We start from the raw sequence: 12,800 nt of genomic DNA, 5'->3' as shown, positions 1-12,800 counted from the left end.
GGTGATAGCATGTTTTTGGTCATCAAGCGTTTTTTTGCTTATTATAAACCCTATAAAGGATTATTCATCATTGACTTTTCAAGTGCCGTTTTCATCGCCCTTTTGGAATTGATATTCCCTTTGGCCGTAAACCAGGTTATTGATGAATTACTACCGAGCAATAACTGGAGGATCATCATCCTATCTTGTGTAGGGCTCCTTGGTATCTACTTGTTGAGTACAGGGTTGCACTATGTCGTAACATATTACGGACATAAACTTGGAATTAATATCGAAACGGACCTTCGGAAAAATTTATTTTCAAAACTTCAAAAACAATCTTTCACATTCTTTGATAATAATAAAACGGGTCATTTAGTTTCTAGGATGACGAGTGATTTAATGGATATAGGAGAAGTTGCCCATCATGGTCCTGAAGATTTATTCATTGCATTCATGACCATTTTTGGTGCATTCTTCGTCATGTTTCAAATCAATTGGCAGCTAGCGGTCATCGTATTTGCCGTTGTTCCTTTTTTAATCGTTTTGTCGGTATACTTCAGCCGTAAGATGACTAAGGCGTTCCATTCCATGTTTGGTGACATTGCAAATTACAATGCCCGTATTGAAAATAATATTAGTGGCATTCGTGTTGTTCAGTCTTTCACCAAGGAATCTCACGAAATAGAGTTATTTAACCGCTCAAACTCAGAATTCCGTCATACAAAATTGTTAGCCTATAAAATCATGTCATGGAGTACCTCGATAAATTTCCTTCTGATGAAATTGGTCGCCCTAACAGTATTGGGCTGTGGTGCGTGGTATGTGATTCACGGGAAAATGACGTACGGTGAATTTGTAGCCTTTATTATGTTATCCAATATTTTCGTAGCGCCGATTCAACAAATAAGCGCCATTATTGAAACGTTACCAAAGGGGTATGCAGGGTTCAAGAGGTACCTCGAATTGGTTGATATGCTGCCGGACATCCAAGACAGGGATGGGGCAGTAACCATCGAGGGGGTTAAAGGTGATGTGACATTTGAAAATGTTTCTTTTGGGTATGACTCAAATAGAAACATCCTAAACGATATTACCTTCAGTGTGCCAGCTGGGGAGACGATTGCCATGGTAGGACCATCTGGTGGTGGAAAGACCACGATAAGCAGTTTATTGCCTCGCTTCTATGATATTCAATCAGGTAGCATAAAAATTGATGGCATGGATATCAGGGATTTCACATTAAGTTCTTTACGAAAGCATATCGGAATCGTACAGCAAGATGTATTCCTTTTTGAAGGAACGATTCGTGAGAACATCATGTATGGGAACACGAATGCTACAGACAAACAATTGAACAAGGCAATCGAGGATGCTCAATTAATGAGTGTGATTGATAATTTGCCTGAGGGGTTGGATACGCTAATCGGGGAGCGCGGTGTGAAATTGTCAGGTGGGCAAAAGCAAAGGGTTTCAATAGCCCGTATCTTCCTGAAAAATCCTCCCATTTTAATACTTGATGAAGCCACCTCGGCATTGGATACCGAAACAGAGAAGGCCGTTCAAGAGGCATTGGAGCGTCTTTCTATAAATCGAACGACCATTATCATTGCACATAGGCTAGCGACGATTAAGCATGCTGATCGGATAATCGTCGTCCAAAACGGCCAAATAAAAGAACAAGGAACTCATGAAAAATTAATTCATCACGAAGGAGCATATAAGAAATTGATTCTTGCTCAAACCGTATAATATAGCGCTCTAAAAAAGGGTTCACCAGGATATTGGTGAATCCTTTTTTTTGATTGCAAAGAAAAAGCATTTTGTAGTAGAACATTTAAATGGGAATCACTTTGATTCCTATTAAATATGCGGATTATTGAAAATAAACAGAAATTAAGGTTGTAATTTTGAATGCAGTATAATAAAATAACTTAAAACCAACTAAACTAATTGGAATATTTATATATTTTAGGAGGATAGCTCTTGCAACAGCAAATCATTGAAGTAACCAATGTAAATAAATCGTTTTTAACTGATAAACAAACAATTCATGTTCTTGATCAAGTCTCTTTCCATGTGGAAAAAGGGGAAATCGTCACGTTACTCGGAAAAAGCGGATGTGGAAAAAGTACACTTCTCAATATGGTTGGAGGCTTTGAAAAGCCGGATGAAGGAAGCGTGATTCTAGATGGTAAATCTATAAATCGCCCAACTAAAAAGTGTGTCATGCTGTTTCAACAAATCAATCTCCTTCCGTGGCGTTCGGTTCTGAAAAATGTCGAGCTTGGTCTTACCGGAGAAAAGCTATCTAATGAGGAAAAAAACGAACGGGTGATGGAAGCATTGAAGTTAGTAGGGCTTGAAGCACATCTGCATCAGTTTCCACATCAATTATCTGGCGGGATGCAACAGCGTGTTGCGATTGCACGTGCACTTGCCATTGCACCTGATGTCATTTTAATGGATGAGCCTTTCGCGGCACTGGACACATTCAACCGGTATCATTTACAAGACGAACTTCTTCGAATACAAGAAAAGAAGAAGACGACGATTTTACTTGTTACTCATGATATAGATGAAGCTGTCTATTTGTCGGACAGAATATTGATCATGGAGTCACACCCAGGGAGAATATTTAAAGATATTCCTATTAAGCTTGTAAAACCACGTGATCGGGCACATGGGGATTTTCATTATTATCGAAAGAAGATTCTAGAAGAATTCAAGTTGAGTGGTAATCAATTCGTTCCGGAGTATAACATCTGAGAGGGAGTGGGGTTTTGAGCAAGAAAAGGTGGGGTGCTTCGATACTAATGGCTTTCATTTTGCTGTTTACGACTTCATGTGCACAGCCTACACAGCAACCAGAAGGTAAACCAACTATTAAAATTGGCTATCTTCCCATTACTCATGCTGGTGTTCTCTATATGGATAACCACCTGTATGGTGGGGAGTTTGCAGAGTACAATATCGAGCTTGTTAAGTTCAGCTCCTGGCCCGATTTAATGGATGCCTTAAATACGGGTCGGGTGGAAGGTGCCTCTGTTTTAGTGGAGCTAGCTATGAAGGCGAAAGTGAAAGGTATTGATTTAAAAGCTGTTGCACTCGGTCATAAAGATGGGAATGTTATCATTTCATCGAAGGAGATTGAAAGTACAAAAGATTTAATAGGTAAAACATTTGCGATTCCTCATAAATACTCGACTCAGAATATTTTGTTGAATAAAATGCTTAAAAAAGAAGGATTGAACTATGAGGATGTGGACGTTGTCGAGATGCCTCCTGCTGAGATGCCGGCAGCACTGTCCGAAAATCGAATTTCGGGTTATGCAGTAGCCGAGCCGTTTGGAGCGATGGCCGTTCAACTTGATAAAGGGAAAGTGCTACACCAATCGGATGAAATATGGCCTAATTCGTATTGTTGTGTACTTGTTTTGAGGAATGACTTTATTCAATCCAACCAAACCGCCACCCAATCACTGGTGACACAATACGTAAAAACCAGTGAACAGGCAGAACATAAAGATAAAGATTTATTTAATTCATTTGATCAATATATGAAGGTAGAGAAAGAAGTACTCGACTTATCACTTGAATGGATATCATTTGATGGATTACGCATTGAAAAAGATGAATACAATAAGCTCCGCAATTCAGTGATCGAGATGGATTTATTTGAAAACCCGCCATCTTTTGAAGAATTCGTGGACAATACATATATTGATAAAGCGATGTGATTATGATGATGGAACTATTAAAAAAACTAATGAATTTTTTTATCGGAATGGTTGTATTAGTTCTACTATGGCAATTGATCATTTGGATAGGGGGGTATGAAGAAGCCCTCTTACCTACACCTTTAAGTGTTGGTAAAGCGATCGTTGCTCTCATAGTTAATGGAACGTTATTTGTCCACCTAAAAGTGAGCCTCGGGAGGTTTATTGCAGGTTATTTATTGGCGGTCATTCCAGCGGTTCTTTTAGGAATGTTCCTAGGTAGATCTCCTCGTCTCTGGAATATAGTGGATCCCATCGTACAAGTGCTGAGGCCGGTTTCACCGGTAGCCTGGTCCCCATTTATCGTCCTATGGTTTGGCATCGGAAACATGCCAGCAATTGCGATCATTTTCATAGCAGCGTTTTATCCTGTACTATTAACGACTGTAGCGGGGGTCAAGAAAATTGATCGTTCTTATTTGAAAATCGCGGAAAACCTAGAAATCAAGAAGCTGCAATTAATGATGAAGATTATTTTTCCAGCGGCTTTTCCTTCCGTCGTGAGTGGTCTTCACCTTGCGCTTGGTACGGCCTGGATTTTCTTGGTTGCAGGTGAAATGGTAGGTGCCCAATCAGGTCTTGGTTATTTAATCGTGGATGCAAGGAATACATTAAATCTTGATTATGTATTGGCTGGAATTGTCTTCATCGGTATTTGCGGCTTTCTATTGGATCGATTGATTGGTTTGTTTGAGCTCTGGGTAGGCAAGCACTGGGGAAGCTTTTCAAATTAAACAGTGATTATAGTTCAAAAACTGAAAGAAACGCTAGCCCAGTGCTAAGCCTTTCTTTCAGTTTTTTCGTCTATGATATTCTTAGTGATGGTGCTGCTCAATCTTTTCCTTTTCGTCATACGTACCTAAAGTTGTAGCTACTGTGGATACGCCTAGTATTAATACAGCCAACGACACGGTCACAATAATTGTGGAAGGAATGGCTTTCCTGAAAATGGGGTATTCTTCTTTATTCCATAGCCCGATTGCCATGATTACGCTCGCAATATAGATTGTTGTAAAAAATACAATACTTAGTTCTAGATAATTTGTTGTCATAAAGCTAAGCATTGCTCCCATCATCGCTCCCATAAATAGTGCCCCTAGGCTTTCGATGAATATTTTTACAGGCAACTTATAGGTTAATGCTATAACTAAAACCAAGCTTCCTATCATAGCGATTATGGTGGATAGCACCATGTCTGGAATCCATATAGCTACTAAAATTCCGATAATTGTACTCATGGTCATTGTCACAAACATAGCTAAACAACTAGCCATATGATTTTGTTTATAATGTTGTCGAAAGGTGAAGCCAGTTAACACCGTTAAAATTACAACAATACTAAGACTGACTAGTCCTATCATAAACTTCCTCCATTCAGTTTGTGTAAGAAGTGAAATAATGGTTTCTTAATGTGAACAGGTTGAAGAAGTATTCTTGACGGAACATGAATTTTGTTTTGCGGCACGCGGTACATCAAGCGCGGGGTTACGATCAAAGAAGCCAACAGGTTTCAATTGGAAATTTATATAGGCAGTAGGCATAACCGGCCAGTCTTCCGGACGTGTAATATGATGATGTCCCATTGTATACCATACAACGATATCCTCATTATCGATCGATCGATTTGCTTGAATATATTTGGGAAGCCCGTCTCCACCTTTATGTTGATTGGGGTAATTTCCTGTTGCATACAATTCATTACGGTTAAATTGTGTTACATGTAAATGATTTTTGATAAATCCTGCGCGCTTGATGACGCTTGCGCTTTCATGCGCAAATGGAAGGCAGTTCTCACCAGCCATAATTTTATAACCAACCGGCTGATTAACGACATTCTTTGAGTTTTTATTGATGATTTTCCATGTACGCTGGGTTGGCATATCTAAAATACGTACAGCTTCTTTTTCATGTTGGAATGTACGTGATACTGGATAAAATGCATTTGAATATGGATTGTTCGGACCTTCTGGTTCAGCAAGTGTTTCGGTTTCCACCACTGAATTTTTCACACCATCGAGCAATGTATCCAACCGGAAGTTAAAGAAATGTTGATGATGTACAGCGTTTAAGCCAGGGGCAATTTCCGTACCGTATTTTGATTGCCCGGTTTCGTTAAATGTACCGGTATTTAATATACCTGTTAGCTTAACTTCAACCTCAATCGTACCATCTTGATAGAAGCTCCAATAGAAACCATAATCATAATTTCCTACTGTACAGAAGAATGAAATGACTAAGCGCCGTGAGCGACGTACCTCTACATGGTCAGTACGCCAGTCTGTATGTTTCCATCCGATTCCATAATCTTCTTCGTGTAGGCAAATTGCATTTTTAATCGTACGAGGACTGCCAGCCCCATCCGTTAATACCGCGTCGAAATAATGAATGTGTCCTAAACAATCACAACCTAGCTCAAGCGAATTAGCTAATTGACCCATTCCATATTCTCCGGCATCAAAAGCATTTTGTGTGTTATGTGCAAAGGATGCATCTCCATAAGGAACGACCATTTCAGACAATGCTCCGCGATATAGGATGGGCCGGTCCTTTCCTTTATCATTGTAATTCACAGTGTAAAGCACAAGTCCTTCGCGAGGGGTAAACCCGTATCGGAAACTCCATTTTTGCCATTTGATTAAATTTCCTTCTACCGTAAAACTTGCACCTTCTGGCTGAATGATCTCTAGTGGCTTCAGGTCCGTTCTAAACTCTATTGAATCACTTGTTTCAGGATAATAGTTAGCATCAACAGTAGGTATCTCACGTACACCGTAGTCTTCGATACGATCAACTTCCATTTTATTCAAATCAACGTACGCGACAATTCCTGTTAATGGATAAGCGTACCCATTATCATCCGCGAATTTTTTCTGCCAACAGATAGCACGAGCGATCCGTTTACCCTCATTTTCAGGAATATTAAAGTATCCTGCCGACCATGGGTCTACCATGATTAAATCTGGGTTATCAATTCCCCGTTTAGATAAAGCTACTTTAAAGTCAGGGTCTGCCTTAACCAAATTCTCGCATTCTAAGAACTCATCAAGCATTATTCCCGGCTGTACACCTGGGATTTCTTCAAATCGAACAATGGACGATGTATTTAATGAGACAACGACTTCAAACGTTGTCTTTAATTCGTTATCTAGTAATACTATAAAAACTTCTCGTTCGAAGTCATCTCCATCAGTGTAATTTAATACTACTTCTTTTAAAGGCTCATGTAATGTTACTGTTGGGAAGCGCACCTTTTCGCTTAAATTCTTCTCGATTTTCACTATGCTCACAGCTTTTTGAATCTCTTCAACGGTAAGTGGTGCTAACGGGTGATTTACCTTTAAAGTTTTTTCTTTTAAAATATCCACATGTAACATCTCCTTTCGTATATAAATTTATTCTATAGTCAGAATATTTAGTTTACAATGTAAAAAACGGAACTAATAGTATCTAATAGTAGATTGAAAATCCCAAAGAAAATAGTCAGTATTTTTGACATGAATATAAAATTTCCTTAAAAATATATTTCTAGAGGGGTATAACCTATGGATACAGTATTTAAGCCTATTCAACCTGAGTGGAATCAAAGATTACAACATATCAACTTGCTCGAACCTACATTATTTTTAAAAAGTTCTGTTGCATATGTATACCAATTTAAAGTGTCATCAAATGTAGAACCAACCGTTTTATTACCCGGAATACCTGATGGGTGTGTCGATATTATCTTTAATATGGAGGGGGATCAGGGCGATTGTTTCTTGATTCCAAGTCCCAAAATAAGGCAGGCCTATAGCTTTAAAACAAACACGACATACTTTGGCATTCGTTCACTTCCACTCCAGACATTGTTTTCTTTTGTATTATCTATGAAAGAAATCAACCAGTATATTCAGTTAGCCTTATTTGAGGTTGCCCCTTCCTTTTCCGTACTTTATAATCAACTCCTAGAAATTTCTACATTAAAGGAAAAACTACACACACTCGAATCATTTCTTCTAAGTAACTGTACTTCCCATTCACCTAATAGTGCTATTGTGAAATGTTGCATGGACATTAGCATACGTTCGAAAGGTAATATACACGTCAAGGATTTTGAAGCGCATACAGGGTACTCTGAGCGTTATTTGCGTACGCTTTTTCAAAATGAGGTCGGGATACCACCAAAACTTTTTTTGGAACTGTTGAATTTCCAATACACGCTTCAAGAAATCTATAGTGGCACATTTAATCTAGAAACGCATATTGTCGAAAGCGGTTCCTATGATACTTCTCATTTCTATAAGAAATTTAAAAAATTCACCCAAATGACGCCTTTCGAATATAGAAAGCTACTAAAAGAAGTTATTTCTTAAAGTGGTTCTTTCAAAGTGTTCTATTATTCTTTTTTTATGTAAATGAAGTCTAGCGTGTTATACAGCACTTAAGTGTTGTAGAAGAAAGATAAATTGAATGTATAGCGGGAAAATAAAGGTTGGATTAAGCCAACGAGAGATTGGCTATTTGGGGAAGATAAAAAGAGAACGTCCTGATACTTTTCAGGTGTTAGGACGTTCTCTTTTTTATGGTGATGGATAGGTGCTTACCTTTGAAATTCTTTCTCTACTGGAACAACTTTTATGTCCTGAACTAGTTCTCCCGTTTTTTTAGAATAATAGCCTATGCTCACTTCGTCGCCTGTTACAGGGTCGATTAGTTGTTTATAGCATTTTTGCAGATGGTGGCTTCCCCAAATGATAAGTGAATTGAAGACATCTTCTAACTCTTCGCCACTTTTAGTCAATGTATAACGGTAACGAGGAGGGTGGTCCGTATAAAGTTCTGCTGTAACGAGACCTTCCTTTTCTAAGTACTTCAACCGTTCTGATAAAAGATTGGAAGAAATTCCATTTAGCGCTTTTTTTATTTCGTTAAACATGGTATGCCCGTTTAGTATTTCATGTACTACCAATAAGGTCCATCGATCACCGATGATATTAAGTGACTGTGCGATATTACAAGGCAAATCGTACCTAGTTTTCATAAGTATCCCTCCAATGTTTGATTTGATTTTACCATAGTTAGTTAAAAAACAACAAAGTTGCTTTTTTTAACTAAGTATAATAAAATAACCTTATAAAGATTTCCACTTAAAAAATACAAAGCGAGGGTTTTATCATGGGACTATTTTTAATTGAATCATCATTGAAAGATATCGTGTCAAGTAAAGAAGAACTGGATCAAAAGGTGTCAAAACTTCAAGCGGATTTAAAGGAGAGCAACGCTTCATTAGTGGAGCTTCAACTATCGAAAGATTTCTCCCGTTCATTCTTCATTATTGAAGGGGAAGACCAAAATGCTGCAACTGAGACATTAAAAGGTTCAAGTATTCCTGTGGAACTTGTGAAAGAAGTTCGCCTAGTTGGTAAGGAATTAGAAGATGTGAAGAAAAACAATGAAGTCGTCAATTATTTAGTTGAATGGAATATCCCGGAAAATCTTACGATGGATCAATACTTGGCAAGAAAGAAAAAGAATTCCGTACATTATCAAGAGGTGCCTGAAGTGGCATTCTCAAGAACGTATGTGTGTGAAGATATGACTAAATGTCTTTGCTTCTATGATGCACCTGATGAAGCTGCAATTAAGCGTGCTCGTGAAGCAGTACAAACACCCATTACTTCCATTACCGAAATTCATACAGAAACTAAATAATTTTATTTGAGAAACGAGGGACGCCTAAACTTTAAGTTTGGGTGTCCTTTTTTACTTGGAATTATAATCTGAAAATTTTGATTAGATGGTTGCAATTTTATATACAGTATAATAAAATAACCTTAAACCGACTAAACTAATATGAATAAGTGTTTTTCCAAAGCATTTAAAAAATACAGGTTAATATAGTCGTCCGATCCTATACATAAAAGAACCATCATTAAAGTCATTACTTTTAAGGTTTTATACAAAGGCGGAATGAAAATAGGGGAGTTGTGGTCATGGAATCATGCGTAGTGGATAAAAAACCTATGATCGAACAATTAATTGAAAAGGAGTTAAGACCATTCGTAAAGAAAATAGATGCTGAGGCTTTTTATGCTGAAGGATTTTTGAAAAAGCTCGGTGAGGCCGGTCTGTTTTCTTCTACTAATAAAACGGAAAAAGAAATTTTATTAGATGAAATGTATGTAGTTAAAGAAACAGCTAAAGTATGCATGACAACAGCGTTTTGTCTCTGGTGTCATTTGGCTGCCTTAACCTATATCCGAAAAACCGATAATGTAGAAATGAAAACTAGGTTATTATCAGCTTTTGAAAACGGTGAAGTCCTAGGGGCAACAGGTTTATCCAATCCAATGAAGTATTACGCGGGGCTAGAAAAACTGAATTTGAGCGCGAAACCGACTGAAGGTGGCTATATTGTTAATGGTGTATTGGCGTCCGTTTCCAATCTTGGAGAGAACCATTGGTTTGGATTAATCGCAGGTGTTAGCGAAAATGAACGAATGATGGCCGTGGTTCCTTGTAAATTAGACGGCCTAAAGCTAAAAGAAAAGGTAGATTACCTGGGGATTAATGGGAGTTCTACATATGCATGTTCCTTTAATGATGTATTTATACCTAAAGAATGGGTATTGTCTGAAAATGCCGATTTGTTCGTGGAAAAAATTCGTCCGGCATTTATTGCCTATCAAATTCCTCTCGGCCTGGGCGTCACCCAATCATCTATCATGGCGATTGAAAAGGTATGTCAAAAGCAGAATGGCTGTAATCAATTCTTGAGAACCCAATCAAATGAACTGCAAGAAGAAGAGCGACACATACAGGAAAAGATTTTAACCTTATTCAATAATGATTCACTTGACTGGAAAGAGGTTGCAGATATTCGTCTTAAAACCGCTTACCTAACCCTTAAGGCTGTTCAAACAAATATGCTTCATAATGGGAGTGCCGGTTATCTGAAAGACAGCGCACCATCGAGGAAACTTAGGGAAGCATATTTCTTTGCAAACTTGACACCGACAGTTAAACATTTGGAAAAAGTCCTTACTGTATAACCTAACCCTCATGAGATTTTCTACTCATGGGGGTTTTTAGTGAAGAAAACAACTCTATTACATCTTAAATGGGTATAAAGGCCCGGTATTTTTTAAAAAGATAAAGGATCAGAACTAAAATAGTACAAGAAGATTAGTGTGGTAAATGGGAAAATGGGTTATTTTAATTTTGGGAATATTATCTAATTTATTCCAGAAAAGGGGGAGGTTTCATTGAAAAAGTATTGGAAAAGTATATTTTGTGCGTTAGCCGTCCTTGTGCTATCGCTAACGAGTTTGCAACCTGCTTTAGCAGCGACGGATTTGAAAAAAGCGAAGACGATAAGCCTTGACAAAAACTATACGGGACAGCTATCTGTTACTAATTATGAACAGGTTTTCAAAGTCAAACTCAAGAAAAATGGAAATTTGAAAGTTTTTGTTAAAACGTATAAAAGTAGAAGTTGGTATGTTGAAGTCTTGGACAGCGAGGGCAGCCGACTTGATGACTATTACACAAAAACAACCAATGGTACCGAAACCAACGAAATCGGATTAAAGAAGGGTACATACTATATTGTCATCTCCGGAAATAAAGATAAGCCTTACAAGGTGCAAGCTAAGTTCAAAGCAAGCGAGTATTATGAAAGGGAAAGTAACAATACAGTAAAAACAGCAAACACGATAAAAACAGGTAAAAACTATTATGGTGCCCTACAAGAATTTACGGATAAAGATTATTTGAAGTTCACCGTGAAGAATAAAAGGAAAGTGTCAATCACTTATAACAATACACCCAAAGAACAAAGAGATATCTTGATAGTGAATGCGAAGGGGAAGGTCTATAAAACGGTACACACCGACTATCATGTTAGAAAACCTAGTACTAGTTCATTCAGCTTGTCTTTACCAAAGGGGAGTTATCATGTTCTGATTCAATATGGGAGCGGAGCATATAAAATAAAGGTGAAGTAAACAAACAAAAAAACGGTGCAGTCCAGCTAGTGGCTGCACCGTTTTTTCTTAAAACGGGTGTTTACATATCGTGACTACTGTTATGTTTTTGTCGAGAGTGCTGTCTGTTTTTCACTTTGTGAGAACCACTTAGAGGTTCAGGCTGACCTGATTTTTTTCCTTGATTCTTTTGCATGCCTTTTCCATCATTTTTACTCATATGATATCCCCTCCTACTTATTAAGATAATCAGTTCGTTGAAAGTTATTCACAAGCATATTTATAAAAGCATCGTACATCCTAAAGATGAAAACTTATTGAGGAGCTGAATTTGATGCAGGACAAACAAGATAAGCGGAGATCTTTTCAAGAAGCCCAGCAAAGCTACAAACAAGTAAATGATGCCTATTCTTCGATTGAAAAGACGGCACCGAATTATGGAACGGAACTGAAACATGTGAAACAGGAAGTGAATGAAGCTTATCAGCAAATTCAATCTGCTTTAGTCAACGCATCTGAACACCAGCGTGAACAATTGAAGCAGTATGAACAGGATATCCAGGAAATCGTGAACGAAGTCAATTCAGATGACTATTGAAAAAGGAATCCTATAGGCCCAGATTTAGATGTGCGTTTACCTAATAAAATGGGCTTTTTGAAGATTAGCACCTTCAAAAAGCCTCTTTTATGGATTCCTTCTTATTTATTGATTCTTCTTGCGCTTTTTATTGTTTTGCCTTTGTACCTCGGTTAAGGGTGGTTCATTACCTAATTCATCATTGTAGCCCACGCCATTGCCTTGTGCTTTTGCTGCGTTCATTCCCGGTATTACATGATTTGCTTTTTGCTTTGCCATTAGATCACCTCCATTTCATAGAGTGTCATAAGGAACGATGATTATGTATTAACTTCAAATATGTTTTGTTGGAATAATTTATCAGCTTGTTTTTGCGAAAAGCTAATTATAATGAAGCCTTTAATGGGCGTGCTATGGGCATCTTAATAAGAAGTAAGGGATTTCACATAAGCTAAACTTATCAAAAACAATAACTTTCTTGTTATTTACTTATGCTGAATT

At 37.8% G+C, this 12,800-nt stretch carries 14 protein-coding genes; 9 read left to right on the top strand and 5 right to left on the bottom strand.

Annotation, left to right across the window (positions count from 1 at the left end):
* The first annotated feature begins 9 nt into the window (after positions 1-9).
* The 4 genes from ACIQXQ_RS17355 to ACIQXQ_RS17340 all read left to right on the top strand — a co-directional run bounded on the left by ACIQXQ_RS17355 (position 10) and on the right by ACIQXQ_RS17340 (position 4,492).
* Positions 10-1,731 carry an ABC transporter ATP-binding protein gene (locus tag ACIQXQ_RS17355; RefSeq protein ID WP_402872621.1) on the top strand — a complete coding sequence of 574 codons (1,722 nt, stop codon included), beginning with the start codon at positions 10-12 and terminating at the stop codon, positions 1,729-1,731.
* A gap of 234 nt (positions 1,732-1,965) precedes the next feature.
* Positions 1,966-2,748, top strand: a complete 783-nt coding sequence (locus ACIQXQ_RS17350; RefSeq protein WP_402959138.1) for an ABC transporter ATP-binding protein — start codon at positions 1,966-1,968, stop codon at positions 2,746-2,748.
* Positions 2,749-2,795: 47 nt separating this feature from the next.
* Positions 2,796-3,719 carry an ABC transporter substrate-binding protein gene (locus tag ACIQXQ_RS17345; RefSeq protein WP_402959206.1) on the top strand — a complete coding sequence of 308 codons (924 nt, stop codon included), beginning with the start codon at positions 2,796-2,798 and terminating at the stop codon, positions 3,717-3,719.
* Positions 3,720-3,727: 8 nt separating this feature from the next.
* Positions 3,728-4,492 (top strand): ABC transporter permease, encoded by a 765-nt coding sequence (locus tag ACIQXQ_RS17340; protein ID WP_402873195.1) that lies wholly within the window; start codon positions 3,728-3,730, stop codon positions 4,490-4,492.
* A gap of 81 nt (positions 4,493-4,573) precedes the next feature.
* On the opposite strand, the gene ACIQXQ_RS17335 is transcribed toward ACIQXQ_RS17340, so the two are convergent.
* Both ACIQXQ_RS17335 and ACIQXQ_RS17330 read right to left on the bottom strand, forming a co-directional pair.
* A complete protein-coding gene (locus ACIQXQ_RS17335; RefSeq protein WP_402959136.1) occupies positions 4,574-4,996 on the bottom strand; it encodes a hypothetical protein in 423 nt (140 codons plus the stop codon).
* A gap of 168 nt (positions 4,997-5,164) precedes the next feature.
* Complete coding sequence (locus tag ACIQXQ_RS17330; protein ID WP_402959134.1) at positions 5,165-7,123, bottom strand: primary-amine oxidase; 1,959 nt, start codon at positions 7,121-7,123, stop codon at positions 5,165-5,167.
* Positions 7,124-7,300: 177 nt separating this feature from the next.
* On the opposite strand from ACIQXQ_RS17330, the gene ACIQXQ_RS17325 reads away from it, so the two are divergent.
* Positions 7,301-8,110 (top strand): helix-turn-helix domain-containing protein, encoded by an 810-nt coding sequence (locus ACIQXQ_RS17325; protein ID WP_402872630.1) that lies wholly within the window; start codon positions 7,301-7,303, stop codon positions 8,108-8,110.
* A 227-nt stretch (positions 8,111-8,337) separates the two neighbouring features.
* On the opposite strand, the gene ACIQXQ_RS17320 is transcribed toward ACIQXQ_RS17325, so the two are convergent.
* Entirely contained in the window at positions 8,338-8,778 is a 441-nt protein-coding gene (locus tag ACIQXQ_RS17320) for a winged helix-turn-helix transcriptional regulator (RefSeq protein WP_402872632.1), read from the bottom strand.
* Positions 8,779-8,912: 134 nt separating this feature from the next.
* On the opposite strand from ACIQXQ_RS17320, the gene ACIQXQ_RS17315 reads away from it, so the two are divergent.
* The 3 genes from ACIQXQ_RS17315 (at position 8,913) to ACIQXQ_RS17305 (ending at position 11,743) form a co-directional block, all read left to right on the top strand.
* A complete protein-coding gene (locus tag ACIQXQ_RS17315; protein ID WP_402872634.1) occupies positions 8,913-9,449 on the top strand; it encodes a DUF4242 domain-containing protein in 537 nt (178 codons plus the stop codon).
* 281 nt (positions 9,450-9,730) lie between these two features.
* Positions 9,731-10,789, top strand: a complete 1,059-nt coding sequence (locus tag ACIQXQ_RS17310; RefSeq protein ID WP_402959132.1) for an acyl-CoA dehydrogenase family protein — start codon at positions 9,731-9,733, stop codon at positions 10,787-10,789.
* Positions 10,790-11,002: 213 nt separating this feature from the next.
* Positions 11,003-11,743: a hypothetical protein gene (locus ACIQXQ_RS17305; protein WP_402959130.1), complete on the top strand. Its 741-nt coding sequence runs from the start codon at positions 11,003-11,005 to the stop codon at positions 11,741-11,743.
* 61 nt (positions 11,744-11,804) lie between these two features.
* On the opposite strand, the gene ACIQXQ_RS17300 is transcribed toward ACIQXQ_RS17305, so the two are convergent.
* Complete coding sequence (locus tag ACIQXQ_RS17300; protein WP_402959128.1) at positions 11,805-11,942, bottom strand: small acid-soluble spore protein P; 138 nt, start codon at positions 11,940-11,942, stop codon at positions 11,805-11,807.
* Between the two features lie 114 nt (positions 11,943-12,056).
* On the opposite strand from ACIQXQ_RS17300, the gene ACIQXQ_RS17295 reads away from it, so the two are divergent.
* Positions 12,057-12,320, top strand: coding sequence for a hypothetical protein (locus ACIQXQ_RS17295; RefSeq protein WP_402872642.1), 264 nt, complete (start codon positions 12,057-12,059; stop codon positions 12,318-12,320).
* 105 nt (positions 12,321-12,425) lie between these two features.
* Here ACIQXQ_RS17295 and sspO read toward each other — a convergent pair whose 3' ends face one another.
* Complete coding sequence (sspO, locus tag ACIQXQ_RS17290; protein ID WP_402872644.1) at positions 12,426-12,578, bottom strand: small acid-soluble spore protein O; 153 nt, start codon at positions 12,576-12,578, stop codon at positions 12,426-12,428.
* Between the last annotated feature and the right edge of the window lie 222 nt (positions 12,579-12,800).

Origin of the sequence: Peribacillus sp. NPDC097198 (assembly GCF_044762055.1) — a bacterium.
In the GTDB taxonomy this organism is placed as follows: domain Bacteria; phylum Bacillota; class Bacilli; order Bacillales; family DSM-1321; genus Peribacillus.
Note: the sequence above shows the minus strand (reverse complement) of the source record. Positions and strands in the feature narration are given on the sequence as shown.

Excerpts from the sequence above, each read along its gene's own strand:
- ACIQXQ_RS17355 (WP_402872621.1), top strand. The coding sequence starts at position 10 with ATGTTTTTGGTCATCAAGCGTTTTTTTGCTTATTATAAACCCTATAAA.
- ACIQXQ_RS17345 (WP_402959206.1), top strand. The coding sequence starts at position 2,796 with ATGGCTTTCATTTTGCTGTTTACGACTTCATGTGCACAGCCTACACAG.
- ACIQXQ_RS17340 (WP_402873195.1), top strand. The coding sequence starts at position 3,728 with ATGGAACTATTAAAAAAACTAATGAATTTTTTTATCGGAATGGTTGTA.
- ACIQXQ_RS17335 (WP_402959136.1), bottom strand. The coding sequence starts at position 4,996 with ATGAGTACAATTATCGGAATTTTAGTAGCTATATGGATTCCAGACATG.
- ACIQXQ_RS17325 (WP_402872630.1), top strand. The coding sequence starts at position 7,301 with ATGGATACAGTATTTAAGCCTATTCAACCTGAGTGGAATCAAAGATTA.
- ACIQXQ_RS17320 (WP_402872632.1), bottom strand. The coding sequence starts at position 8,778 with ATGAAAACTAGGTACGATTTGCCTTGTAATATCGCACAGTCACTTAAT.
- ACIQXQ_RS17315 (WP_402872634.1), top strand. The coding sequence starts at position 8,913 with ATGGGACTATTTTTAATTGAATCATCATTGAAAGATATCGTGTCAAGT.
- ACIQXQ_RS17310 (WP_402959132.1), top strand. The coding sequence starts at position 9,731 with ATGGAATCATGCGTAGTGGATAAAAAACCTATGATCGAACAATTAATT.
- ACIQXQ_RS17300 (WP_402959128.1), bottom strand. The coding sequence starts at position 11,942 with ATGAGTAAAAATGATGGAAAAGGCATGCAAAAGAATCAAGGAAAAAAA.
- ACIQXQ_RS17295 (WP_402872642.1), top strand. The coding sequence starts at position 12,057 with ATGCAGGACAAACAAGATAAGCGGAGATCTTTTCAAGAAGCCCAGCAA.
- sspO (WP_402872644.1), bottom strand. The coding sequence starts at position 12,578 with ATGGCAAAGCAAAAAGCAAATCATGTAATACCGGGAATGAACGCAGCA.